The sequence below is a fragment of the Fulvimarina thalattae genome (genome assembly GCF_040239565.1).
GTDB lineage: Bacteria > Pseudomonadota > Alphaproteobacteria > Rhizobiales > Rhizobiaceae > Fulvimarina.
Window position 1 is genome coordinate 20,339 of sequence record NZ_JBEHWS010000001.1, and the last position, 24,639, is coordinate 44,977.

The window sequence follows — 24,639 nt, forward strand, 5'->3', positions numbered from 1 at the left end:
TGAACAGGAGACGGTCAAGGAGCTATAACGACATCCGACTGGATAAGCGAACACAGGGCGCAGACCTGCTGAACGACGGTGTTCGAATCCGCCTTCGCCAGAATCTCGTCCTCGACGGTCGCAGCCTGCCGGGCCACCTTGTCATATCCGAAGAGACCTGCCGATCCTGCGAGCGAATGAGCGATCTTGCGGATGGCTTCGAGTTCGTCGACGGCTGGGCTCTTCGTCTCTGTCAGGCTGACCAGGTGGTGATACTGTTCCATCGAACGCTCGCGAAATTTGTCGTTGAGCGCGGCCATCCGCGTCTGAAACTGTTCGGTCGGCTGAGAAGTCGTCATTCCTGCGTCCCCTTGAATTCGATGCCGATGTCCAATCCCTTTTGCCACCGCAACTCTGCAGGCTTCTGGAAATCCGAACCGATGATCCGCAATTCGAGGGTTTTCGGAGCCGCCACCCAGCTGTCGAGACGCAATCTCGCACCACCCTCCGACTGATCGCGGACCTTGCACATGATCGTCAGCCCATGGCTGCCATAGACGATCTGACCGCGCTTCATGACGCGCCTGCGGCGTTCCTTGCGGCGTTCCTTGAAACTCGTGACGAGGGATGATTGCAAGCCCTCTGCGTCGGTCTCGAGCCAGGAAGTGTCGTCTTCGGCTGCCTTCCCAGCCTCGCCACCGGCTTCGTTGCGATCGAGACCGTCGCGCCCTCTCTCCGGAAACGCCTTTTCGAGCAGCGCCTGCCGGGTTTCGGCCTGAGAAGGATATGACACCACGTTGATTTCGGGATGAGCGTCGACATGAAGGCCGTCGAACTCAGAACGCAGGCGCAAGGCGCTTTCCAGCCGTTGAACGGCACTGGCGATACTGTCGGTTGTGGGCATCGCGTCGAGCAGAACCATCCACTCCTGATCTTTCCAATGACCGGCGATATCCGTCGACCGACAAACCCGCTTGAGTGCACAGGCAAATTGATGCGCGACCCGTTCGGCGCGCATGTGGCCGATCTCAGCCCTGATCTCATCCAACTGAGAGATGCGGATACCCATCACGGCAAAGTGGCGACGCCGCCGATCGGCAAGAAGTTCGGTCAGCCGTTTGTCCATGAAGGCGGGAAGGAAGAGACCGGTCAGATCGTCATTGTTCTGGCTAACGGTCGTAGACGAGCTTTGGCTGATCGCACTTTCGCTCGCGCGGGCCTTACCGACCACGCGGCGGATACTGCCGCAAAGTTCATCGATACTGAATTGTCTCTTGGAGACGTAGTCCGCGAACCCGCTGCGAAACGCGCGAACCACCGTCTTCTCGCATCCAGCTCCCGAAATCAGGATGACCGGAGGCATGTTCTCATGTCGGTTCGCGAGGGAAAGATGCAGGTTGAGCCCGTTGTCGCCACCTAGGTTGTAGTCGATCACGACACAGTCCAGAGACCCTGCCTTGATGGCGCGCTCGAGCTCTGCCGAGCTTGCAAGACGCGTTCCCACCATATCAGGACGCAGGTCGAGCAGGTTACTGGCCTGTTCCAGAAAGAGAGGATCGTCATCGACGATACCGACACGGATCGGTTGTTCTGATAACGCATCCATCTGTCGCCACCTCCCCATCAACTTTGCGTGACACTAGACAAGAGAGAAGTAAAACCGCAGTTAAAAAGTCGAAAAATCAAAGTGATATTGCGCGACCACGCGCTTCGATGAGCGACGAAAAAAGCTTAACTTCGAGCCCGTCATGCTTGGGAAGAGACGTTTGCGGCGTTTCGCCGCGCGTGGACCGTTTTTCCTGTATCTCGCTATCTGTTCTTACTCGCCAGAACAGCGCCGCAGGCTGAAACTTCGGTGAACGCAGATTCCTTTGATTACAACTAACCCGAAAAGTCTGACACAGGCCAATCTCACCGCGGGAAAGACCGACATTCGGTTGAGTCTACGATCGCCCGAAGAGCATTCGCCGCCCGATCCGACAGGTGCCCTTCCAGGACAGGAAACGCGAAGCCTCCGAAGCGGAGACGCAGTGGGGTACCAGTATCCTGCCAACGAGGGCCGGCCGGATAGGCTTCGGAACGCCCGATGCGGATGGATCAAGCCGTCGTCTTGAGCTCGGAGACGGGCGAAGGTTCAACGCTTGTCGGATCAGAGGTCTGCGCCGCCTGTTCTCGTTTATGCTCGGAAAAAGAGCGAAGCATGTAGGCCGGGATTTCGTCGACCGGAATCGGCCGACTGAAGAAGAAGCCCTGCACTTCATGAAAACCGGAGCGGTGGGCGTAGGACATCTGATCGGCCGTCTCGATTCCTTCAGCCGTCACCCGCAGCTTCATGGCTCTGCCCATCGACCCTATCGTTTCGACGACCGCCGCAATCCGGTTGCGCTCGCTTTCGTCGGTGGAGCGATCGAGACGCTGGAAGCAGGAGCGGTCGACCTTGAGTTTGTCGAACGGAAATTGCCAGAGATAGCTCAGCGAGGAATAACCCGTTCCGAAATCGTCCATGGCGATACGCACACCCTGCGCTTTCAGCTGTGAGAGCTGAGCTTCGACCCGCTCCGTATCGCCGATGAACATGCTTTCGGTGATTTCGAGTTCGAGGCGTTGGGCCGGCAGATGCGTCCGTTCCAGGATCGTTTTGACGGTTTGAACGAGATCCGTTTCGAATTGCTGCGCTGACAGGTTGACCGCCACATGCAGATGGGCCGGCCAGCGTGCCGCTTCCTCTGCCGCAAGTTCCAGGACGCGGGCGCCAAGCTTATCCATCAAGTGGAGTTCCTCGGCGATCGGTATGAAATCAGCCGGCGAGAGGAACCCGCTCTGCTGGTCCGGAATACGAACCAGGGCTTCGAAACCGGTGAGCGCGCCCGATGCTGCATCGTGTTGCGGCTGGTAATGCACGACAAGATCACCGGCTTCCACCGCTTGCTTGACGCGGCTGCGCAACAGATTCCGTTTTCTGAGGAGTGTCTCCATGCCGGGCTCGAAAGCCATGATGCGATCGCGCCCGGATTCCTTGGCCTTATAGAGGGCAATATCCGCTCGCTTGAGAAGCTCATCGGGTTCGCTATGCCCTTCGGGCAAGTCGGACGCGAAGGATAAACCGATGCTTGCGCTGATACGAACAGGATGAGCCCCGGCGCTTGTTATGGCACGGATGCAGTCGATCGCCTCGCTGGCGAGCTGCCGCGTTTTGGTTTTGCTGTCAGCTCTTTCGACGATCACCGCGAACTCGTCGCCGCCGAAACGGGCGAGCAGCGCCTTGCCGCGAAAATGGTCATCAAGACATCTGGCCACCTGCTTGAGCAGGGAGTCACCCGTCTGATGGCCGAGGCTGTCATTCACCGCTTTGAAGCCGTCGAGGTCGATGACCATCACGGCGACATCCTCTTTATCCCGTTCCCAGATCGCGTGTTCGAGCCGGGTATTGAAGACATGCCGGTTTGCAACGCCGGTCAATGCATCGAACCGGGAAAGATGGCGCGCCTTGGCATCGAGCCGCCGTTCGCGCAACAGCAGCCGGGATGTATAGAACGTGTAGCCGAAGGCGAGGACGGTGAGACCGAGCGTCGCCCATATGGTCCGCCATAAGACGGCGCCATAATGTCCCCTGCGTTCCGTCTGATCGACATAAACCTCGATCACGCCTTTTGTGACACCGCCGACGACAAGTGGAACATAAGCTTCGGCATATGCATCGGGCCGATTGGCTTTGTCTGTTCCGTCATGGACTTCCGTAAAGCGCTCACCGGCAAGGATCGCTTTCGCGATTTGCGGTCGATGACCAGACAAGCTCTGCGCCTTCCCGGTCTTGTCCAGCTCATCCGAGACCAGACGCAGCGTGCCATCCGGACCAAAGAGCTTGAACCGGAAGACATCGCCGACCGATGCGAGATCTTGAAACAGCTGTCTTTCTTCTGCGTTGATTGGCTGTCCGGCGAGAATGTCGTCGATCCGTCCCGTGCGCAGAGCGAAGATCTCGGCCCATGCCTCCGCGACAGCTTCCGAATCCTGATTGAGCAGACGATCGATACTCCAGATCGAATGAATCGAACTGACGGCGAACACCGACGCGATCAGCACCAGCAGAACGGTCCGCAGGCGTGTCGAGCGGTTACGAAAAATCGCTCTGAATATTCTGAATTTGTTCATCGGGTCGGCTCGAAAATCGTCGGTGTCTGTTGAACGACGTCAGCCTATCCGATTTGTACTAACTACGAACTAATAAAAACTTCAGGAAAACCCGCTTTGAGACCGACTCTGAGTTCCAAGGTGAAGTGCCACACCCCAGAGCCGACATGGTATTGGCTCGGTCGTCCAGACCAAATGAGTGTTACGATGCTATCCTACGTCCATCTGTCCTCTCTCGAAAGAGAACGGATCGCCGGCCGGCTGAGGGGCGGTGTCGAGAACGACAACGGCCGATTGCGAGGATGGCTGCCGCGATCGCTCGATCTCGACACCATCTCCGAGACCGACCTGCAGGACATGATCGTCAGCTTCAGCAACGAAACCGCGACCATGCGTCGGCTTCATCACGCCTCTCCGGCCCCTCCTCAAAGAGCGTGGCAAGTACGTCCAAATCCGCTTCTCACGACCGCGTTGCCGTTCGCGATGGAATTCGCCCATTGAGCCTGGCGTGCCGCCCACTACCCGACGAGCTCAGGAACGGATTTGGTTTCGCTTCCAAGATTGCTCTTCGCGTGCCAGTTCCAGGCGTTGTCGACGATCGTCCGCAGATCACGGGTCGGCGTCCAGCCCAGCACTTCGCGTGCCTTGGCATTGTCCGCGACAAGCGAAGGCGAGTCACCTTCGCGGCGTGGACCGAACGACACGGGAAAGGGGCGCCCAGAAGCGTTCTCGACGGCATTCAGGAGTTCACGCACGGTCGTCCCTGTGCCGGTTCCAAGATTGAGCTGCGTGCTCTCCCCGCCTTCGAGCAGGTAGCGCACCGCTCGGCTGTGGGCGTCCGCAAGGTCTAGGACGTGGATGTAGTCGCGCACGCAGGTGCCATCGCGCGTATCGTAATCGGTGCCGTTGACCGTGAAGCCGCCTCGACGGCCCAGCGCGACGTCGATGGCGATCGGAATCGCGTGCGTTTCGGGATCGTGCCATTCCCCGATCCGGCCCTCCGGATCGGCACCGGCCGCATTGAAATAACGAAGAACGACCGAATTCAGCCCCCTGTAGGTGCCGCAGTCGGCAAGGATCTGTTCGACCAGGAGCTTCGAACGCCCGTAAGGATTGATCGGCGCCTGCGCATGGGTTTCGGCGAGCGGCAGAGTGTTCGGTAGGCCATAGGTCGCGCAAGTCGAAGAAAAGACGATCTTGTCGACACCGCCGCGCTCGGCAGCGGCCAGCAGCGACAGGGTGCCAGCGACATTGTTGTCATAGAAGGAGATCGGATCCTTGACCGACTCACCCACTTCGATCAGCGCAGCGAAATGGATGATCGCGGCCGGTTCGTAGGCGGCGATCACGGCATCGAGGCGCCCGGCATCGCGGATATCGCCGACTTCCAGCGGGCCCCACTTGACGAATTCCGAGTGTCCGTTCGTCAGATTGTCGTAGGTGACCGGCGTATAGCCTTTTTCGGCCAGGTCTAGGCAGGTGTGCGAGCCGATATAGCCGGCGCCGCCGACGACGAGAATGTTCGTCATGCATTCATCTCCAGGTCTGCGGCGCAGCGAACAGTGAGCCCATGGCCGCGACGAGCAGCATAGCATGCCGTTCCACCGCGCGGATCTCGAGATCATGCTGTGCTGAAGAACAGCTTTCGGCGATGCGCTGGATCGGTCGACGGTGAACCCGATGGGGCTCAGCTCGTGAAGACGACACCCTTGCGGAGTATGAAGTTGCCGTAGGAGCGGCCTTCCAGGGTGTGGACCACCGCGAAGGCTCTGGCGGCGCGCTCGTAAAAGGCGAAACGTTCGAGGGGCTTTGGTTGGTGGCCGGCCGCGTCGAGGATCGGGGCGGCCTCGGCGACGACGGGTGGTACGGCCTCAGGGTCGTTGACCACCTGCATCGTCATCACGGCATCCGGTTCGAACTCGTCGAGGGGGAACAGCGACAGGATAGCCCGAAGCGCCGTCACCGCATCGCAGCCGATCGTCAGGGCGCTGCCGTAGACGGTCTTTCGCGCGAGAGCGTAGGACGGGAAATTGGCGTCGGCGATGACGATCTCGTCGCCATGGCCCATCTGCGCGAGCGCGTGGATGAGGTCCGGGCCGATGAGCGGATCAATTCCTTTGAGCACGGGAAACCCTCCTTTTCCTAAAGACTAGTCGTCGAGACCGATCGCGCGGTCGAGATGGGTATATCCGCCATCGGGAAACAGCCACTGCCCCGTCATATGGCTTGCCCGCGCCGACAGGAGGAAGGCGCAGCAATCGGCGATTTCGCGGGTCGTCGTCATGCGCCGTCCGAGCGGAATCCGTGACGCTATCTTCTCGATCGTCGCATCAGGATCCTCCGTCGTCTCCACCCATCGGCGATAGAGCGGGGTCATCACCTCCGCCACCACGATCGCATTGACGCGGACGCCGTCCTTAAGGAAGGCGACGGCCCATTCCCGCGTCAGCCCCAGCTGTGCGGCCTTCGCAGCGATATAGGCCGACGTGTTCCCCTGCCCCGTCAGGGCGGTCTTGGAGCTGATATTGACGATCGCGCCGCCGCTTGTCCTCAGATCGTCGGCCAGGAGATGGACGAGAGTGAAATAGTGGACCAGATTCTGGTCAAGGCTCTTGCGGAAGTCGTCCGGGCTCCTGTCGATCCCGACGCTGTCATTGGCCCCGGCATTGTTGACGAGACCGTCCACCCGGCCGAACCGCTCGCGCACGGCCTCGACCGCCGCACGGCAACCGGCGTCGTCGGAGAGCTCAACCTGGAAGAACGACGCATCGTGGCGGCGAAGCCAGTCAGGGTCGGGCTCGCTGCGCGCGAGGATGACGGGGATCGCGCCTTCTGCAGCGAGGCATTCCGTGATGCCAGCTCCGATGCCGGACGCACCGCCGGTGACGACGACGACCTTGTCCTTCAGTTCAAGATCCATCAGCGCGCTCCGAAGCGGTAGCGCTCAAGGCTCTCCGCTTTCATTTCAATCGAGAACCCGGGGCGCTCGGGCGGCATGTAGGCGGCGTTCCGGATGGTGCACGGATCGACGAAATGTTCGTGCAGGTGGTCGACGAACTCGATGACCCGGCCCTCGCGCGTTCCGGCAATGCACAGATAGTCGATCATCGACATGTGCTGGACGTATTCGCAAAGGCCGACGCCGCCCGCATGGGGGCAGACCTTCAGGTCGTATTTCGCCGCCATCAGCATCACGGCGAGCACTTCGTTGAGGCCGCCGAGACGGCAGGCATCGATCTGGACGACGTCGATCGCGCCTTCCTGGATGAACTGCTTGAAGAGGATGCGGTTCTGGCACATCTCGCCGGTCGCGACCTGAACAGGCGCGACGCCCTCTCGGATCTTGCGGTGGCCGACCACATCGTCCGGGCTCGTCGGTTCCTCGATGAACCAGGGATCGACGAAGGCGAGCTTCTTTACCCAGTCGATCGCCTGATCGACCTCCCAGACCTGATTGGCGTCGATCATCAACCGGACATCCGGCCCCACGGTCTCGCGGGCGATGGTAAGGCGGCGGATATCGTCCTGAAGATCGCGGCCGACCTTCATCTTGATGTGTTTGAAGCCCGCGTCGACAGCACCACGGCAAAGCGTTCGCAGCTTTTCATCACCATAGCCGAGCCACCCGGCGGAGGTGGTGTAGCAGGGATAGCCTTCCGATTTGAGCGTCTCGATCCGCCCGGCCTTGCCTTCGGCTTGGGTGGTCAGGAAGTCGAGCGCCCATTCCGGCGTGATGCAATCGGTGAGATAACGAAAATCGATGCAGCGGACGAGTTCGGCCGGGCTCATCTCGGCGACGAGCTGCCAGACCGGCTTTCCTTCCGCTTTCGCCCAGAGGTCCCAGGCGGCATTGACCACCGCGCCGGTCGCCAGATGGATCGCGCCCTTGTCCGGACCGATCCAGCGAAGCTGGCTGTCGCCGGTCACATGGCGCCAGAAACGGCCCATATCGGCGGCGATCCAGTCGAGCTCCAGGCCGACGAGGAGCGGGCGAAGCGCCTCGATGGCGGTGATGCAGATCTCGTTGCCGCGACCGATCGTGAAGGTGAGGCCGTGGCCCTCGTGGTCGCCGTCGGTTTCGAGAACCACATAGGCGGCCGAATAATCCGGATCGGGGTTCATCGCGTCCGAGCCGTCGAGGGCATCGGAGGTCGGAAATCTTACATCGATCGTGCGCAGGCCGGTGATCTTCATGGGCGAGCGATTTTCCATATCTGTTGGCCGAGGCCCGGCTTCTCCCGGCCCATGGAGCCGAAGCGAAGCAACTCATTTCATGTCTCGTTCGGCTTTGGACGGAGGCCGCCGTACGGCGACCTCCGTCTCATTGTTCGCGGCGCAGCGCCTCAGTCGTAGAGAACGGCGGCGATCTTCGGATCGTCGATGTTCGACTGATCGTACCAGTAGAAGCCGGTATCGATGTTCGCCGGCACATCTTCGCCGTTTGCCGCAGCGACCGCCGCCTTCACGGTCTCGTAGCCGATGCCGACCGGGTTCTGGGTGATCGCGCCGGCCATCGTTCCGTCGCGGATCGCATCCGTCTGGGCCTTGCCGGAGTCGTAGCCGACAATCGTGATGTTCTCGGCACCGCTTTCCCGGACACCGTTGACGACGCCGATTGCCGAACCTTCGTTCGTGCCGAAGATACCGTTGAGGTCCGGATTGGCCGTCAGCAGCGACTTGGTGATCTCGGTGGATTGGAGATGGTCGCCCCCACCATATTCGATCGCGACGATCTCGATGTCAGGGTGGGCTTCTTCCATACGATTGACGAAACCGTCGCGGCGATCGATGCCGGTCCGCGAGGTCTGATCGTGCGCGACGACCGCGACCTTGCCGGAATCGCCGATCAGCTCGGCCATCTTGTCGGCCGCAAGCGCCGCAGCCGCCACATTGTCGGTGGCGGCCGTCGTGACCGGAATGTCGCTCTCGACGCCGGAGTCGAAGGCGACGATCGGGATGCCGGCCTCCTGCGCACGCCGCAGCAGCGGAATCGCGGCCTGACTGTCCAGCGCAGCGAAACCGATCGCGCTCGGGTTCGTCGCGAGCGCTGCGGAGAGCATATCGAGCTGCTTGTCCACCTGGCTCTCGTTGTCCGGGCCCTCGAAGTTGACGGTAACGCCGAATTCTTCGCCCGCCTGCTTTGCGCCCTTATTCACCGCCTGCCAGAACTGGTGCTGATAGCCTTTCGAGATCACAGGAATGGACATCGCGTCCTGCGCCAGGGCGTTTCCGCCCAGCATTGCGAGCGCGGCTGTCGCGCAGATGAGGGTTCTTCTCGTGAACATCGTGGTTTCCTCCCTTGGGTTCACTCTTGTTCGGTGAGCCGGCACCCGGCTCAGCCGATCTTTCCCCGCCGCAGCTGGTCGGCGTAGACGGCGAAAATGATGATGGCACCCGTTGCGACCGTCTGCCATTCCGGCGCGACCGACATGACACGCAGGCCGTTCGTCAGGACGGACATGATGAGCGCGCCGATCAGGGTGCCGAGGATCGTGCCGCGTCCGCCGGCAAGGCTGGTGCCGCCGATGACGACAGCGGCGATTGCCTCCAGTTCGTAGCCGAGGCCGAGAGCGGGCTGTGCGGAGTTGAGGCGCGATGCGATGAGAAGGCCGGCAATGCCGACGATCGCTCCGGAAAGGGCATAGATGCCGATCTTCCAGGCGTCCGTGTTGACGCCCGACAGCCTCACCGCCTCCTCGTTCGATCCGAGGGCGAAGCAATAACGGCCGAGCACGGTTCGGCTCAGGATGTAGGCGGTCGCCCCGGCAACGAGGAAGAGGATGAGGACGCCGTTCGGCACCGGAAAGCTTGGAATGAAGCGGCCGATGACAGAGCCCAGCGAAATCACGTCGAAGCCGGGCGTGTCGTTGAAATAGATGGGGCGCGCGCCGGTGACGATCAGCGACAGGCCCTTGGCGACCAGCATCAGCCCGAGCGTCGCGATGAAGGGCGGGATCTTCGCCTTCGCCACCAAAGTGCCCGAGAGGACGCCCGAAAGCGCGCCGACGCCGATGCCGGTGGCGACGCCGAGAAGGAGGGGCGCGCCGAGCCAGGTCAGCACGACGCCGGTCATGACGGAACAGAAGGTCATCACCGTGCCGATCGAAAGATCGATGCCGCCAGTGATGATGATCAGCGTCACCGCGACGGCGAGGACGCCGTTGACTGAGGTCGCCTGCAGGATCGCCATGATGTTGGAGACCTGGAAGAAGTTCGGGCTCGCGAGCGAAAAGCCGACGAAGAGAATGATGAGGCTCGCAAACGCCAACAACTTCTGCGGTGCGATCAGGGTGGAGCGCTTCTTCGGCTCGTCGGCCGCGACTGTCTGGGTGCTCGTCATGCTGCAACGACCTCTTCACGTCTGGTGGCGAGCGCCATGATGTCTTCCTGTGTGGAATCGCCGGGCAGGATGCCGGTCAGCCGCCCCTCGCACATCACCGCGATGCGATGGCTGAGCCTCAGGACTTCGGGGAGTTCGCTGGAGATCACGATGATCGCCTTGCCCTCTGCGGCGAGCGCATTCATCAGCCGATAGATCTCCGCCTTCGCGCCGACATCGATACCGCGTGTCGGCTCGTCGAAAATCAAGATATCACAGTCACGCAGAAGCCATTTGGCGATGACGACCTTCTGCTGGTTGCCGCCGGAGAGGAGCCTGGTCTCCTGCCGATCGTGCGGCGTGCGGATGGTGAGGGTCTCGATGTATCGCTTCGCGGTCTCGGCGAGACTGGCCTCGTCGATGCGGCCAAACCGGTCTGAATGCCGTTCCATGCTCGCCAGGCCGATATTTGCGCGCACATCGAGGCCAAGCGCCAGACCATAGTGCTTTCGATCTTCCGACAGATAGCCGATCCCGGCCCGCACCGCGTCCGACGGGCTTGTAATCCTCACCGTCTTGCCGTGAACGCGGATTTCGCCCGCATCCGGCGGCTCGGCCCCGAAGATGGCGCGCGCGAGCTCCGTGCGGCCAGCACCCATCAGCCCGGCGAAGCCGAGAATCTCGCCCTGTTTGAGCGTGAAACCGATATCGTGAAGGTCGCGGCCGCGCGACAGGCCGCGGACTTCGAGGGCCGTCGGCGCTTCGCCGAGATCGGGGCGTTCCATCGCCTCGCTCTGGAGCTCGCGGCCCACCATCATCGAGATGATATCCGAGATCGGTGTCTCGGCCGCCTCGACGGTGCCGACACCTTCGCCGTCCCGCATGACGGTCACGCGGTCCGAGATGCGTTTGATCTCGTCCATCTTGTGGCTGATGTAGATGATGCCGACACCGTCCGCCTTGAGCTGCCGGATGATCCGGAAGAGTTCTGCAATTTCGCTGTCGTTCAGCGCCGCTGTCGGTTCGTCCATGATGAGGATACGCGATCGGAACGAGAGCGCCTTGGCGATCTCGACCATCTGCTGGCGCGCAATCGTCAGCCGGTCGACGGAGGTTCGCGGGTCCATGCGGATGTTCAGCGTGTCGAACAGCGCCGCAGCCTCGGCATTGAGTTTGGCTTCGTCGATCCGGCCGAAGGAGAGGCGTGGCTCGCGCCCGATCCATATATTCTGCGCGACATTGAGATCGCGCATCAGGGCCAGTTCCTGATGGATGATGCCGATGCCCCGATCCTGCGCCGCCTTCGGATTGGGTAAGGTCACCTCTTTGCCGTCGATCAGGATTCGCCCGCCATCCGGCTGGTAGATGCCGGAAAGGCATTTCATCAGCGTCGACTTGCCGGCTCCGTTTTCGCCCATCAGGGCATGGACCTCGCCGGCGCGAAGGTCGAAATCCACCGATTTCAGGGCGTGAACGCCGGGAAAGCGCTTGTCGATCGCCTCCAGCCTGATGAGCGCGCTCATGATGTCAGACCATAGAAACGGCGGGCATTGCCGCTCAGAATGGCCCCGCGCTCGTCAGAGCTGAGATCGGACAGGAGTTCCTCCGTAAGATCGCGCCAGCGCTGCCAGGGTGCCGCCATCGTCAGGACCGGCCAATCGCTTCCCCAGATGAGGCGCTCCGGTCCGAACCAGTCGAGGAGCGGATGGAAGATGGCCTGGAGGGCGGCAAGCGGGTTTTCGCGCTCGCCCGGATCGAGTTCGGTGAGAAGGCCCGACAGCTTGCAATGGATGTGTTCGTGCCCTGCGAGCGCCTTCATGCCGGACGCCCAGCCTTCGCCCCATCCCGGCTGCGGCTTGGCGGCGTGATCGATGACGACTTTGAGATCGGGATGGCGATCAACGAAGGTCTCGAACATCGGAAGATGGCGCTCGGTCACGAGCGCATCGAAGCGGAGGCCCTGTGCGATGAGGCGGTCAACCAGGGCGGGACGGGCCTGTTGGAGAAGCCAGTCGGTGTCCTCGATGTCCTGAAGCATCGGACGCAGACCGAGGAGATGCTTGTCTCCAGACCATCGATCGAGGGTCTGTTCAGCTTCGGGATCGGTGAGATCGACCCAGCCTACAACGCCACGAATCTGCGGCGTCTCCTTCGCAAGCGTCAGCAGAAAGTCGGTTTCCGCTTCGCTCGGCGCCGCCTGAACGACGATGCGATCCATGTCCGAGGGATACTGGGCGGGCAGGAAATCCCGGCGGATCGCATCGAGCGGCCCACCCTCGCCATCGAGCCAGCCGTAGTCGCCCCGATCGAGTTTCCAGAAATGACAATGGGCATCGATGTGTTGCAACTCGCCTCCTCCCTTAGGCTCCCTGCGGTCAAGCTCCGATCAGATGGTCACACCGCCGTCCACCAGCATGGCCTGTCCCGTCACGAACCTGCTCTCGTCCGACAGCAGATAGACGATCATCGGCGTCATATCGTCGACCGATGCGAGCCGGCCCATGGGCTGGCGGGCGACGAAATCCTTTTCCGCCTGAACCGGGTCCGCCGCGCTGGCGATACGGCCACGCAGCGAAGGCGTATCGACCGTGCCGGGGCAGAGCGCGTTGCAACGCAGGCCCTTCGCCACGAAATCCGCCGCCACCGCCTTAGTCAGGCCGATCACCGCCGCCTTGGTCGCGCCATAGGCAGTGCGGTTCGGGAAGCCTTTGATGGACGACGCCATCGAGGCCATGTTGAGGATCGACGCCGTTCCGGTTTCCTCGGCGCGCTCCAGCATTTTCGGCAGGAAGGCCCTGATGAGCCGGACCATGCTCGTCACGTTGACGTCGAGGCTGAGCGCCCAGTCGTCGTCGGACACGTCGAGGATCGTTCCGTTATGGACGATGCCGGCGCAGTTGAAGAGCCCGTCCAGCGCGCCAAGCTCCTGCGCGATCGCCTGGATCGCCGAAGGGTCCGTGACGTCGAGCGGGCGCGTTTCGATCCCGCTCTGCGTGAAGCTTTCAAGAAGTTTCGGATCGCGATCCGTGGCGATGACTCGCGCGCCCTCTTCGGCGCATTTCACGGCAGCCGCATGGCCCATGCCCTGACCGGCAGCCGTGATCAGGATCGTCTTGTTCGAGAGCCGCATCAGACCTCCCCGTCCTGCATGCTTTGTTCTTATATGAATGTTGTATCCGTATATGAATAGATTTACAAGCTTACAGGGCTCGATTACAGCCCGGATTGGCGCCACCTGCCTGTTTGATGGTGAGGACGATGCCTCGAAACAAACTGTCGGATCCCGAGAACCCCGAGGAACGCTATCGCGCACCTGCGCTCGATCGCGGGTTGGATATTCTGGAAGTTCTCGCGCGTCAGGCCCATGGACTGACGCGAAGTGAGATCGTCTCGGAGCTCGGCGTCAGCGCGTCGCACATCTATCGGATGCTCGAACGTCTCGTAGCTCGCGGTTACGTCACGCGGCTCGCCGGCGGCGACCGCTATATGCTGACAATGAAGCTCTACCTGCTCGGCTCGGACCATCCGCCGGTCCGGCGCCTCGTCGCCGCGGCCCAACCGCTGATGGACGCGTTCGCGCAGGACCATGGCCAGTCGCTGCATCTGGTCGTGCCGGAACGCGGCACGGGCATCATCGTCGCCCAGGCAAGCCCGGTCGCTCACTGGGAATTTCGGGCGCGTATCGGAGCCCAGCTTGATCTCTTCACCACCGGCTCCGGCCTCACCCTACTCGCGATGCAGGCCCCGAACCGGCGCGCCGAGACCCTTGGAAAATGGGGACTGGCCGATGGCGAGGCGAGATTGTCCGCCATCGCGGCGGAACTTCGCGACGTTCGTGAAAAGGGCTACCGCGTCGCGCCCTCGGCGCAGGTGGTCGGGATCACCGATCTCTCCGTTCCGCTGAGCGGCCCCCACGGCGATGCCGCCGCGGTCATCACCTGCGCCTTCATCGAAAAGCCGGGCTCGGGTCATGCCGAACACTGGGAACCAGCCCTTGCAGCGCTGCAGGATCTGGCCGGCACCTTATCCTACCGGACAATCGAGAGCTCCGTCCCCTTCGCAGCGGAGTAGTCGGCGACGCCGGGAGTTTCCTTTCGCGCGATGCAGCACTCGATCGGAAGACCGGTTGCTGACGCCCGATCCAATGCGTCATGTCACGAAATCCGCAGCAGAGCGTCCAGACGATGCTATCGTCGAAGGAAGACTTCGGCTTCACCACCGACTGGACCAGCCACCGGAGGAATGGTCCACGTGCCAGCTCTTCAAAGTCTAGAAGTCAACAGGGTCGGCGTATCGCGGTTCGAGATGGGTCACCGCTATCAGAGCTGCAAGTTTGCAGCACGCTTCGCAGTGAGAGCGAAACTCTCGCGCGCCCCTTCTGATCCGGCGCGTCGGAAAACGGGCCGTGAAACCGGGTGGAGGCATCGGCGAAACTGGGCTTTCCTCGGTCCATGGCCGATTTCATCATTCCGCTTCTGATCTTCCTCCTGCCCCTTGCCTATAGTCCGGGGCCGGGCAATCTGTTCTTCGCCGCCAACGGGGCACGGTTCGGCTTCATGGCCACCCTCCCCGCCAATCTCGGCTATCATGGCGCGACCTTCGCCGTAACGCTCGCCATCGGTCTCGGCTTTGGGCAACTATCGTCGGAAGCACCAAATGTCTTCATCGCAATCCGCTACGCAGGCACGGTTTACGTACTCTGGCTCGCCTTCCGTCTATGGCGGCCGGTTGGAGCCTCCCATGAGCGCGAGGCGAGACCTGCGAGTGCGATCGACGGTGCCATGCTGCTGATCCTCAATCCGAAGGCCTATGTCATCATCGGCCTGATGTTCTCTCAGTTCCTCGCATCGGGATCGGATGCTACCGGCCGGCTCTTCGCCATCAGCACCATCTTCACACTCAACAATGCCGTGGCTTTCTCGCTTTACGCAATCCTCGCCGATCGTCTGGCCGCGCAATGGCGCGATCCCGGGGACGTCCGTCACATCAACCGGTTCTTCGCGGCTCTGCTTACCGGCGTCGCTGTCTGGATGCTCTCCAGTTGAAGCGGTCTTCGACCGTGGATCATCCATCGAGGGTCGGCAAGCGTACACCCTTAGCGATTGCTTTGTGCTCAATTCGCTTTTAGGTTGAGCTCACGACATCATGTTCCACGAGAGACCGTCAGCTTGCGAAACCCCAGCTCTTCGATGACCGCGCGCCTTCTCCAGCTTGGCCTTGTCGTGCTGACGCTGATTTCGAGTGCCGCGCCAGCAGTGGCGGCGCGATGCACCGATTATTCGACCTGTCGGCAGGCGGTCGAGAACTGGTGCGCGGGCCGGCATTCGCGGGCCGATGGCGATGGTGACGGCATTCCATGTGAAAATGTCTGCTCGTCCCGCGAGCAGGTGGTCGAGATCATGCGCTCGATCGGTTGCGATCGCTGAGACGCGTCAGCTACTCTCTTTCAGCCCGCCCTACCCGGCCAGTCCCAGCCGCTCGAGGATCGCATCCAGCTCTTCCTGGGATCGGTAGTCGATTTTCAGGCTACCCTTGGACCGCTTGCCTTTCAGCGTGACACTCATCGCGAGATGCTCCGCGAGACGCTGCTCGATATCCGCCATCTCGGCCGAGTGTGCCCGCTTCCTGGCAGATGAAGCACCCGATCCTTCGCCAAGATCGTTCACCGGCTCGCCGGAATTGGCCTGCGAGGCCTCGCGGGCGATCGCCTCGGCCTCACGCACGCTCAGCCCGTCCTTGACGATCAGCCGCGCCACCGTCTCCGGATCGTCCGAGCCGATCAGTGTTCGCGCCGCACCGGCCGACAGAGCCCCATCCACGACCATCTTCCGCACGGCGTCGGGCAGGTTCAGGAGCCGCAGCATGTTCGCCACATGGCTGCGGCTCTTCGCCAGCGCTTCGGCGAGATCGGCCTGGGTGTAACCGTGCTCATCGATCAGCCGCTCATAGGCAAGCGCTTCCTCGATGGCGTTGAGATCCGTCCGCTGGACATTCTCGATCAGCGCGATCTCGATCGATTGCCGGTCGTCGATATCGCGCACGACAACAGGAATGTTTTCCAGCCCTGCGGCTTTCGCCGCCCGGAAGCGCCGCTCGCCCGCGACGATCTCGAAGGTCTCGGGCTTGTCGGGATTGGGCCGCACGAGAAGCGGTTGCACGATGCCGTGCTTCTTCACCGACTGGGCGAGATCGGCGATATCCTCCTCGCTGAAGGTGCGACGCGGATTGTTCGGATTGGCGAGAACTGCTTCGAGCGGCACCTGCCGATCGGGCCGGACCACCTCCTCGCGCTCGCGCCGGCTCGGCTGGAAACCACCATGGGTCTCGCCGCCGCCGATAAGGGCCGCGAGTCCCCGGCCCAGCCTCTGGCGTGATCGATCTTCGCTCATCCCTGTCGTTCCGTCGTCTTTGCGGGCCGCCTGCTGAGGTGTCTTCGTCATGCCGCCGCAAGCCTCTTTTCACGCTGAATGACCTCGGAGGCTAGCGCGATATAGGCCTGGCTGCCCGGGCATTTCATATCGTAGAGAATCGCAGGCTTACCGAAGGACGGCGCCTCCGAAACGCGCACATTGCGCGGGATCACCGTCTGGTAAACACTCTCGCCCATATAGGCGCGCACATCTCGCACCACCTGCGCCGCGAGATTGTTGCGGCCATCGAACATGGTCAGCACGATACCGTGCAGATCGAGATTCGGGTTCAGGCTGTCGCGTACTTCTTCCACCGTTTGGAGAAGCTGGCTGAGGCCTTCCAGTGCGAAGAACTCGCATTGCAGCGGCACGAGCACCGAGTCGGCTGCCGCCATCGCATTGATCGTCAAAAGGTTCAGCGAGGGTGGGCAGTCCATCAAGACGAAGTCGAACCGTGCGCCCCGTTTTTCATGCTCGCGCAGCGCATCGCGCAGCCGATAGGCCCGGCGATCAGCGCTGGAGATCTCCATTTCGAGGCCAAGCAGATCGAGTGTCGAAGGGATGAGCGAGAGCTCCGGCACAGCCGTCGGAATGGCCGCCTCTTCAACCGAGGCCCGCTCGGTGAGGACATCGTAGGAGGAGACCTCTCGGTCGTCCTTCTCGACGCCGAGCCCGGTCGAGGCATTGCCCTGGGGATCGAGGTCGACGAGCAACACCCGCTTGCCGATCGCAGCGAGAGCCGTCGCCAGATTGATGGCGGTCGTGGTCTTGCCCACCCCGCCCTTCTGATTGGCTATCGTGATGACGCGCATGGCGTTTTCATCATCCTCATCGGTCCAACCCGAGGATTCATATCCTGGCCGCAAGCTGTTCTGAAAAGCGCGGCACCCTCGGTCTCATTCGCAACGCGGCTTTACAGCATCGGATTCACCGATGCCATGCCGCACTTCGTTTTACCGGTCTTCGATCAAAGACCATAGCCGCCATCTTGCGGTCGCGGAATCCCGAGGAACGCGTCATCCACCGCTTAGCGCCGGGATCGGTTTATCGTTCAAGACCGCAAACGCCTCTCAGAGCGCCTGAATCGCTGCCAGTTCAAGAATGACGGAGCCTTCCGCAAGCTGCGAATCATGAATTTTCAAATCGAACGACCAGAGCTCCCGCGCGGCCGCGATCTCCGCTTCATGGCTCGCGCCCTTGGCGAAAAAGCAGCGGGTCTCAGTCGAAATATGCGGCGAGACCAGTCCGCAGAGCTTGTCCAGCGAGGCGAGCGCCCGGGCCGTGACGACTTCGGATTGCCTCAGCGCGTGCCCCGATGACTCGATCCGCCGGGCATGCACATGAGTGTTCAGACCGAGGTCGTCCGCGACCGCGCGCAGGAAGGTCGCCTTCTTGCCGACGCTCTCGACCAGATGCACCTTCGAATCAGTCCGCATGATCGCAATCACGATGCCGGGCAGACCGCCGCCGGAGCCAAGATCGGAGCACGTCTCAAACGGCGGCAGCAGCGCTTCGAGCTGAAGGGAGTCGGCGATATGCCGCTCCCAGACCGTAGCAAGCGTCGAGGGCGCGACGAGGTTCATCCTCGTCTGCCAGTCGGTCAGCAGCGCCACATAACGGTCAAGCCCGTCCAGTGTTTCACGTGAAACATCGAAACGCGCGGTGAAACGCTCGCGATCTTCGGCCTGCAAACGCGCAAGTTCTTCAGGATCGATACCAAGGGATTTCGGTGGACGTGCCTCGGAGGACGCCAAAGGCCGAATGCGGCTGGATGGTGACCGGCTCTCGCTGTTCCGGCGCGAGCGCTCAGGCCGCATGTCTGACTTCATTCCGGCGGATCGCGACAAGGATGAGAGCCAGAGCCGCCGGCGTCATGCCGTCGATCCGTTCGGCCTCTGCAAGCGTCGCAGGACGCCGGCTCGCAAGTTTCTGGCGGAGCTCGTTGGAAAGGCCCGGAAGGCTTTCGAGATCGAGGTCCGCTGGAATCATGCGGTTCTCGTCGCGGCGCAGGCGATCCTGATCCTTCTTCTGGCGATCCAGATAAACGTCGTATGCGGCCTCGATCTCCGTGCGCTCGCGGGTTTTTCCCCTGATCTCGCCAAGCTCCGGCCAGATCGCAGCCAGCCGATCGAGATCGATCCCCGCCTGAGAGAGAAGTTGCCAAGCCGAGCGCCGCCGCCCATCCTTGTTCAACGACAGCCCGTGCTTTGCCGCCTCGTTCGGCGTCAGGGTTCGCTCTTCCAGCGATGCGCGGGCCTTCGCCAGCGCCTCCTCGCTCTTCAGGAAACGCTCGGTCCGCTCCGAGCATGCGATCCCCAGTTCGATCGCGAGCGGTGTCAGGCGACGATCCGCATTGTCAGCCCGCAAGGACAGCCGGAATTCGGCGCGCGAAGTGAACATGCGATAGGGTTCGGTGACGCCTGTTCGCGTCAGATCATCGACCATCACACCCAGATAGGCATCGGCGCGACCGACCGAAAACGCCTTAACTTTGCCGGCAAAGCAAGCCGCGTTTAAGCCGGCTAACAAGCCTTGTGCAGCGGCTTCCTCGTAGCCAGTCGTGCCGTTGATCTGGCCCGCGAGATAAAGCCCCCTCGCCTTTCGAACGGCGAGATGCCTGTCGAGTTCGCGCGGGTCGACGTGATCATATTCGATCGCATAGCCCGCTTTGAGGATCTCCACCTTCTCCAATCCTGGGATCGATCGCAGGAATTCGAGCTGCACCTCTTCAGGCAGCGAGGTCGAAAGCCCGTTCGGATAAACCGTGTGATCGTCGAGACCCTCCGGCTCCAGGAACACCTGATGACCGTCACGATCGCCGAACTTGACGATCTTGTCCTCGATCGATGGGCAATAGCGCGGGCCCACACCCTCGATCTGGCCCGAATAAAGCGCCGACTTACCGATGTTGTCGCGGATGATGCGGTGCGTTTCCGGCGTCGTGCGCGTCACGCCGCACTCGATCTGGCGGTTCGTGATCCGGTCCGTGAGATAGGAGAACGGCACCGGCTCGTCGTCCGCCGCCTGGCTTTCGATCGCAGCCCAATCGATCGTCCGCCCGTCGAGCCGGGCCGGCGTGCCGGTCTTCAGCCGCCCGAGCAACAGCCCAAGCCGCTTCAGCGTTCCAGAGAGCCCGACGGAGGGGTCTTCGCCCATCCGGCCTGCCGGGATGCGCTGCGTGCCGATATGGATGAGACCGGAGAGAAACGTGCCCGTCGTCAGCACCACCGCACCGCAGGCGATCCGCCGTCCATCGGCGAAGATCACGCCCTGAACGTTTCCATCCAGCGTTAGATCGAGATCGAAGACGTCGCCTTCGACGACCGTCAGGTTCTCATGCGCGGCGATCTTCGCCTGCATGGCATCTGCGTAAAGCTTGCGATCGGCCTGCGTGCGCGGCCCGTGTACGGCGGGTCCTTTCGAGCGATTGAGCATGCGGAACTGGATGCCAGCGGCATCCGCCACCTCGCCCATCAATCCACCGAGAGCATCGATCTCGCGCACGAGATGGCCCTTGCCGATTCCGCCGATCGCCGGATTGCAGCTCATCGCGCCGATCGTGTCGAAGCGATGGGTGACGAGAATCGTCCTAGCGCCGAACCGTGCGGAAGCGCTGGCGGCCTCGCAGCCGGCATGCCCGCCGCCGATGACGACGACGTCGGCCTTCTCAGGAAAACCACGATCTGCGTGAGGATTGGTCATTCGTTGTCCTCTCGGGAAATTCCCGAGCGTTCCGTCAACTTCAATTTCGGCTTTTCACTCTCTATAATGACTGTACCGGGTCGCCACAATGGAACACCGCAGGTCGAGAGCCGGATGAGCAGCCTTCGAGATTTCGAACCCTGGACGAAAGAACAGTTCTTCGCCTGGCAACAGGGAGAGGACGAGCGCTACGAACTCGTCGGCGGCTTTCCACTCAAAATGATGACGGGGGCATCAAACCGACACGACGCCATTGTCATCAACATCCTCGCCGAACTTCGCAATCGTCTGCGCGGCAAGCCATGCAGCCCGTTCTCGGCAGATGGAGCAGTCGAAACCTATCCTGGCCAGATCCGCCGCCCGGATGCCGGTATCGACTGCGAACGCCGAGACCCAGACGGCTTCGAAGCTGAAAAACCAACCGTCGTGTTCGAGGTTCTATCCCCGTCCACGCGCAATTTCGATCGCATTCGAAAGCTCGAAGAATACAAGCGCGTCCAGTCGATGCGGCATATCGTGATCATCGAGCCGACATTCGTCGGAGTGATCCATTTCTTCCGCTCATCGGCAGAGGATGCGTGGCAGACGGACATTTTCAATGATATCAGCGGGCTACTCGATCTTGCTGGCGCCGGGATCGAACTGCCGCTTTCCGAGATCTACGCGGGCGTCGAACTCTCGGAGCCCCCGAAAACCTGAACGTCTGGCGCTTCACCGGCGCCACTGTTTCACGTGAAACAGGCGGAGAGACCGGCCGCTCTCGCCACCGGTCACCTCATTTCAATCTGATCAGGCCGCCTTCTTGGCCTTCTCGAAGCGCTTGCGCTCATGCGGATCGAGATAGAGCTTGCGCAGGCGGATGTTCTTCGGCGTCACTTCGACCAACTCGTCGTCCTGAATCCAGGACAGCGCGCGGTCGAGCGTCATGCGGATCGGCGGCGTCAGCTTCACCGCCTCGTCCTTGCCGGATGCGCGCATATTGGTGAGCTTCTTGCCCTTCAATACGTTCACTTCCAGATCGTTCTCACGCGAATGGATGCCGATGATCATGCCGGCATAGACCTTTACGCCCGCATCGATCACCATCGGACCGCGGTCTTCCAGGTTGAACATCGCGTAAGCGACGCTCTCGCCGTCTTCCGAAGAAATCAGAACGCCGTTGTTGCGGCCCGGAAGCTCGCCCTTGAACGGCGCATAGGAGTGGAACAGGCGGTTCATGATCGCCGTACCGCGCGTGTCGGTGAGAAGCTCCGACTGGTAGCCGATGAGACCGCGCGTCGGGGCGTGGAAGACGAGACGCTGGCGGTCGCCGCCCGAGGGGCGCAGCTCGATCATCTCGGCCTTGCGCTCGCTCATCTTCTGCACGACGATGCCCGAATGCTCCTCGTCGACGTCGATCACGACCTCTTCCAGGGGCTCCAGAAGCTCGCCGTTCTCGCCTTCCTTCATGACGACGCGGGGACGCGAAATGCCGAGCTCGAAGCCCTCGCGGCGCATGGTCTCGATGAGGACGGCGAGCTGCAATTCACCGCGACCGGACACGAAGAAGGAGTCCTTGTCCGGCGATTCCGTGATCTCCAGCGCAACATTGCCCTCGGCCTCCTTCAACAGGCGGTCGCGGATCATGCGGCTCGTCACCTTGTCGCCTTCCGTTCCGGCGAGCGGAGAATCGTTGACGATGAAGCTCATGGTCACGGTCGGCGGATCGATCGGCTGGGCGTCGAGCGGCTGGGTCACGGACGGATCGCAGAAGGTGTCTGCGACGGTGCCCTTCGAAAGACCCGCGATCGCGACGATGTCGCCCGACTGCGCCGAGTCCAGCGGCACGCGTTCGAGGCCCCGGAAGGCGAGGATTTTTGAGATGCGTCCGTTCTCTATGAGGTTGCCGTCACGGCCGAGAACCTTCACCGCCTGATTCGGCTTGATCGAGCCGGACTGGATGCGTCCGGTAATCAGGCGACCGAGGAAGGGATTGGCCTCGAGGATCGTGCCGATCATCTTGAACGGCTCGTTGACATTGGCCGTATCGGGCTCCGGCACGTGTTCGACGATCTTCTCGAAGAGCGGCGTCAGGCCCTGGTCCTGCGGGCCGTCGGGTTCGCTGGCGAGCCACCCGGCCCGGCCTGAACCATAGAGCACCGGGAAATCGAGCTGCTCTTCCGTGGCATCGAGCGCGACGAAAAGGTCGAAGATCTCGTCGAGCACTTCCTTGTGGCGCTCGTCGGAGCGGTCGATCTTGTTGATCGCGACGATCGGCTTCAAACCGACCTTCAGGGCCTTGCCGAGCACGAACTTGGTCTGCGGCATCGGGCCTTCGGCCGCATCGACGAGGATGACCGCGCCATCGACCATGTTGAGGATACGTTCCACCTCGCCGCCGAAATCGGCGTGGCCGGGCGTGTCGACGATGTTGATCCGCGTGTCGTTCCACTCGACCGAGGTCGCCTTGGCGAGGATCGTGATGCCACGTTCCTTTTCCAGGTCGTTGGAGTCCATGGCGCGCTCTTCGGTGCGCTGGTTCTCGCGAAAGGTGCCCGACTGGGCGAGGAGCTTGTCGACGAGAGTCGTCTTGCCATGGTCGACGTGCGCGATAATCGCGATATTGCGGAGCTTCATGATGTCACCGGATCGAGTACAAATGCGATATCAGCGAGCAAAAAGACCGGGCTGCGAGAGTTTCGCCCCGGCCGGATGCCGCTCGATTTTCGTTTGAAAGCGCCTATACAGCATATTTCGCAGTTGCGAAAGACTGAAGGGCGCCTGTCACGAAAGGGTCACGATCGCTTCGGTTTCCCAAAGGCCCCGCTTCAGTCCCCGTTTCCCTTCGGCGTCGCGCTCGCCGCGTTGCGCAGGCCGGACCGGATCGAGCCGAGATCGATGCCGACCGGCGGCGAGGGGATCTGGAAATCCGCCGCCCTGCCGGCGCCCGGTGTGTAGGATTCCCCGCTATCGTAGGAAGAGGTCATTCCACTCCCCTCCCCGCCAATACTCGTCGCACCGGATGTTCCAGCCTCGCCGGAACGGGCGAATGCGCCGGAATTGACTTCGCCGATCGACGATGAGCCTTCTGTCGCGCGGAGCGTAGTTTCATCGCTGGAAGAGGTTTCCGATCCCATGTTCGAGCTCGAAGAGCCAAACGTGGAACTCGGGTCGGTCGCTGTCGTCGAGTCGAGACCGCCGGCCGCACCGCTGTTTTCAAGCGAACTGCTGTTGCTATCGGATGTAAACGAGCCCGAGGACGTGCCGGTGTCGAAGGAGCCGCTGGTGGAACCCGAGCCCGAGCCCGAATTTTGGAGCGTCGTCTGGGCGCTCACGGGCAGCGCGGCGAGCGATCCGGCAAGTGCAAGCGCAAAGATGGACGAGTTGGAAACGAGACGCATGGCATTAACCCACCGGTCGATTGCAGTGATGGTTCATTTGCGGTCTTCCATGCGGAATTCAAGCAAAGTCAACCACTTCCAGCTGTTACACCCACTTTTCGGCGGGCGTGAGACGGACTGTGAGAGAGGCACAAAAAGTTTCATCGACGGATGATCGCCCGACCGCCTCTCGCCGGGTGGCCCTTCGGCTCCGGTACAACCAGGCGACGCCCCATGCTCCGGCCTCGCGTGACGCTGCTGCGACCGATCGCTGTCGCGCCCTCCCTGGCGAACGTTCCGGCGGAAATGCCATTGAGATCGGAGCGGCCCTCGACCGCACGGCGTGCAGCGGAATTGCCGCTTTCCGGCTGCACGACTTTGGGCCTTAGATAGCTGTCGTCGTACGCCCTGCCGAAACGCCGCTCGGCATTGGTGTCGCCGAAGATGCGCGCGCCTTGTATGCCGGGAGCCGGCGTCGGCGCGCCGATGATCCGCGCTCCGGCCATCGAAGTGCCCGGCAGGGTGCCGGCCGGGCCGGGCCCATAGGGCTGGGCGAGCGCCTCGATTGAAAAGAGGCCGAGCGCGAAGGTGGCAACGGAACAGATGCCGAAAATATGGGAGAGCGAAGAGAACATTGGTCTATACAGTGAATTTTTCGAATATCGTCAGATGGTTACCATAACCGCGCTCTTCTCCGGCGCAATACGATTCGCAATGAGGGCGGCGGATCTGTCGCAAT

At 61.8% G+C, this 24,639-nt stretch carries 26 protein-coding genes; 7 read left to right on the forward strand and 19 right to left on the reverse strand.

Features of this window, described 5'->3' with window-relative positions; genetic code table 11:
• Nucleotides 1-14: 14 nt before the first annotated feature.
• The 3 genes from ABRA89_RS00090 to ABRA89_RS00100 form a co-directional block, all read right to left on the reverse strand.
• Nucleotides 15-338, reverse strand: a complete 324-nt coding sequence (locus ABRA89_RS00090; protein WP_349939413.1) for an Hpt domain-containing protein — start codon at nucleotides 336-338, stop codon at nucleotides 15-17.
• Nucleotides 335-1,585, reverse strand: a complete 1,251-nt coding sequence (locus ABRA89_RS00095) for a response regulator (protein WP_349939414.1) — start codon at nucleotides 1,583-1,585, stop codon at nucleotides 335-337. The genes ABRA89_RS00090 and ABRA89_RS00095 overlap by 4 nt, the downstream gene beginning before the upstream one ends.
• Nucleotides 1,586-2,076: 491 nt before the next feature.
• Nucleotides 2,077-3,624, reverse strand: a complete 1,548-nt coding sequence (locus ABRA89_RS00100; RefSeq protein ID WP_349939953.1) for a putative bifunctional diguanylate cyclase/phosphodiesterase — start codon at nucleotides 3,622-3,624, stop codon at nucleotides 2,077-2,079.
• Here ABRA89_RS00100 and ABRA89_RS00105 point away from each other — a divergent pair.
• A complete protein-coding gene (locus ABRA89_RS00105) occupies nucleotides 3,583-4,164 on the forward strand; it encodes a hypothetical protein (protein WP_349939979.1) in 582 nt (193 codons plus the stop codon). The genes ABRA89_RS00100 and ABRA89_RS00105 overlap by 42 nt on opposite strands.
• A 153-nt stretch (nucleotides 4,165-4,317) precedes the next feature.
• Entirely contained in the window at nucleotides 4,318-4,611 is a 294-nt protein-coding gene (locus ABRA89_RS00110; RefSeq protein ID WP_349939415.1) for a hypothetical protein, read from the forward strand.
• A 17-nt stretch (nucleotides 4,612-4,628) separates the two neighbouring features.
• Here ABRA89_RS00110 and galE read toward each other — a convergent pair whose 3' ends face one another.
• The 9 genes from galE to ABRA89_RS00155 form a co-directional block, all read right to left on the reverse strand.
• Nucleotides 4,629-5,639, reverse strand: coding sequence for a UDP-glucose 4-epimerase GalE (gene galE, locus ABRA89_RS00115; protein WP_349939416.1), 1,011 nt, complete (start codon nucleotides 5,637-5,639; stop codon nucleotides 4,629-4,631).
• A gap of 158 nt (nucleotides 5,640-5,797) precedes the next feature.
• On the reverse strand, nucleotides 5,798-6,235 hold the full coding sequence (locus ABRA89_RS00120) for an RbsD/FucU family protein (protein ID WP_349939417.1): 438 nt from the start codon (nucleotides 6,233-6,235) through the stop codon (nucleotides 5,798-5,800).
• 24 nt (nucleotides 6,236-6,259) lie between these two features.
• The gene (locus ABRA89_RS00125; RefSeq protein WP_349939418.1) at nucleotides 6,260-7,030 is read right to left on the reverse strand and encodes an L-fucose dehydrogenase; all 771 of its coding nucleotides are present in this window, start codon (nucleotides 7,028-7,030) and stop codon (nucleotides 6,260-6,262) included.
• Nucleotides 7,030-8,304, reverse strand: a complete 1,275-nt coding sequence (locus ABRA89_RS00130; RefSeq protein ID WP_349939419.1) for an L-fuconate dehydratase — start codon at nucleotides 8,302-8,304, stop codon at nucleotides 7,030-7,032. Before ABRA89_RS00130 ends, ABRA89_RS00125 begins: the two co-directional genes overlap by 1 nt.
• Nucleotides 8,305-8,453: 149 nt before the next feature.
• The gene (locus tag ABRA89_RS00135) at nucleotides 8,454-9,395 is read right to left on the reverse strand and encodes an ABC transporter substrate-binding protein (RefSeq protein ID WP_349939420.1); all 942 of its coding nucleotides are present in this window, start codon (nucleotides 9,393-9,395) and stop codon (nucleotides 8,454-8,456) included.
• Between the two features lie 50 nt (nucleotides 9,396-9,445).
• On the reverse strand, nucleotides 9,446-10,450 hold the full coding sequence (locus ABRA89_RS00140; RefSeq protein ID WP_349939421.1) for an ABC transporter permease: 1,005 nt from the start codon (nucleotides 10,448-10,450) through the stop codon (nucleotides 9,446-9,448).
• Nucleotides 10,447-11,952, reverse strand: coding sequence for a sugar ABC transporter ATP-binding protein (locus ABRA89_RS00145; protein WP_349939422.1), 1,506 nt, complete (start codon nucleotides 11,950-11,952; stop codon nucleotides 10,447-10,449). Before ABRA89_RS00145 ends, ABRA89_RS00140 begins: the two co-directional genes overlap by 4 nt.
• Complete coding sequence (locus tag ABRA89_RS00150) at nucleotides 11,949-12,776, reverse strand: amidohydrolase family protein (RefSeq protein ID WP_349939423.1); 828 nt, start codon at nucleotides 12,774-12,776, stop codon at nucleotides 11,949-11,951. Before ABRA89_RS00150 ends, ABRA89_RS00145 begins: the two co-directional genes overlap by 4 nt.
• A gap of 39 nt (nucleotides 12,777-12,815) precedes the next feature.
• On the reverse strand, nucleotides 12,816-13,559 hold the full coding sequence (locus ABRA89_RS00155) for an SDR family oxidoreductase (protein WP_349939424.1): 744 nt from the start codon (nucleotides 13,557-13,559) through the stop codon (nucleotides 12,816-12,818).
• Between the two features lie 128 nt (nucleotides 13,560-13,687).
• Between ABRA89_RS00155 and ABRA89_RS00160 the strand changes: the two genes are divergently transcribed.
• The 3 genes from ABRA89_RS00160 (at nucleotide 13,688) to ABRA89_RS00170 (ending at nucleotide 15,855) form a co-directional block, all read left to right on the forward strand.
• Nucleotides 13,688-14,500, forward strand: a complete 813-nt coding sequence (locus ABRA89_RS00160) for an IclR family transcriptional regulator (protein WP_349939425.1) — start codon at nucleotides 13,688-13,690, stop codon at nucleotides 14,498-14,500.
• A gap of 380 nt (nucleotides 14,501-14,880) precedes the next feature.
• Complete coding sequence (locus tag ABRA89_RS00165; protein WP_349939426.1) at nucleotides 14,881-15,474, forward strand: LysE family translocator; 594 nt, start codon at nucleotides 14,881-14,883, stop codon at nucleotides 15,472-15,474.
• Between the two features lie 144 nt (nucleotides 15,475-15,618).
• Nucleotides 15,619-15,855 (forward strand): hypothetical protein, encoded by a 237-nt coding sequence (locus ABRA89_RS00170; protein ID WP_349939427.1) that lies wholly within the window; start codon nucleotides 15,619-15,621, stop codon nucleotides 15,853-15,855.
• Between the two features lie 30 nt (nucleotides 15,856-15,885).
• Here the strand turns inward: ABRA89_RS00170 and ABRA89_RS00175 are convergent, their stop codons facing one another.
• The 4 genes from ABRA89_RS00175 to mnmG all read right to left on the reverse strand — a co-directional run bounded on the left by ABRA89_RS00175 (nucleotide 15,886) and on the right by mnmG (nucleotide 20,541).
• Nucleotides 15,886-16,869: a ParB/RepB/Spo0J family partition protein gene (locus tag ABRA89_RS00175; protein ID WP_349939428.1), complete on the reverse strand. Its 984-nt coding sequence runs from the start codon at nucleotides 16,867-16,869 to the stop codon at nucleotides 15,886-15,888.
• Entirely contained in the window at nucleotides 16,866-17,651 is a 786-nt protein-coding gene (locus ABRA89_RS00180) for a ParA family protein (RefSeq protein ID WP_349939429.1), read from the reverse strand. The genes ABRA89_RS00175 and ABRA89_RS00180 overlap by 4 nt, the downstream gene beginning before the upstream one ends.
• A 258-nt stretch (nucleotides 17,652-17,909) precedes the next feature.
• A complete protein-coding gene (gene rsmG, locus ABRA89_RS00185) occupies nucleotides 17,910-18,656 on the reverse strand; it encodes a 16S rRNA (guanine(527)-N(7))-methyltransferase RsmG (RefSeq protein WP_349939430.1) in 747 nt (248 codons plus the stop codon).
• Entirely contained in the window at nucleotides 18,646-20,541 is a 1,896-nt protein-coding gene (gene mnmG, locus ABRA89_RS00190; RefSeq protein WP_349939431.1) for a tRNA uridine-5-carboxymethylaminomethyl(34) synthesis enzyme MnmG, read from the reverse strand. The genes rsmG and mnmG overlap by 11 nt, the downstream gene beginning before the upstream one ends.
• 114 nt (nucleotides 20,542-20,655) lie before the next feature.
• Here mnmG and ABRA89_RS00195 point away from each other — a divergent pair, with 114 nt between their 5' ends.
• A complete protein-coding gene (locus ABRA89_RS00195; protein ID WP_349939432.1) occupies nucleotides 20,656-21,240 on the forward strand; it encodes a Uma2 family endonuclease in 585 nt (194 codons plus the stop codon).
• Between the two features lie 90 nt (nucleotides 21,241-21,330).
• Here the strand turns inward: ABRA89_RS00195 and typA are convergent, their stop codons facing one another.
• On the reverse strand, nucleotides 21,331-23,157 hold the full coding sequence (gene typA, locus ABRA89_RS00200) for a translational GTPase TypA (protein WP_349939433.1): 1,827 nt from the start codon (nucleotides 23,155-23,157) through the stop codon (nucleotides 21,331-21,333).
• A gap of 191 nt (nucleotides 23,158-23,348) precedes the next feature.
• Nucleotides 23,349-23,507 (reverse strand): hypothetical protein, encoded by a 159-nt coding sequence (locus tag ABRA89_RS00205; protein WP_349939434.1) that lies wholly within the window; start codon nucleotides 23,505-23,507, stop codon nucleotides 23,349-23,351.
• Nucleotides 23,508-23,655: 148 nt separating this feature from the next.
• Here ABRA89_RS00205 and ABRA89_RS00210 point away from each other — a divergent pair, with 148 nt between their 5' ends.
• Nucleotides 23,656-24,075 (forward strand): hypothetical protein, encoded by a 420-nt coding sequence (locus ABRA89_RS00210; protein ID WP_349939435.1) that lies wholly within the window; start codon nucleotides 23,656-23,658, stop codon nucleotides 24,073-24,075.
• On the opposite strand, the gene ABRA89_RS00215 is transcribed toward ABRA89_RS00210, so the two are convergent.
• Nucleotides 24,062-24,535 carry a hypothetical protein gene (locus ABRA89_RS00215; RefSeq protein ID WP_349939436.1) on the reverse strand — a complete coding sequence of 158 codons (474 nt, stop codon included), beginning with the start codon at nucleotides 24,533-24,535 and terminating at the stop codon, nucleotides 24,062-24,064. The genes ABRA89_RS00210 and ABRA89_RS00215 overlap by 14 nt on opposite strands.
• Between the last annotated feature and the right edge of the window lie 104 nt (nucleotides 24,536-24,639).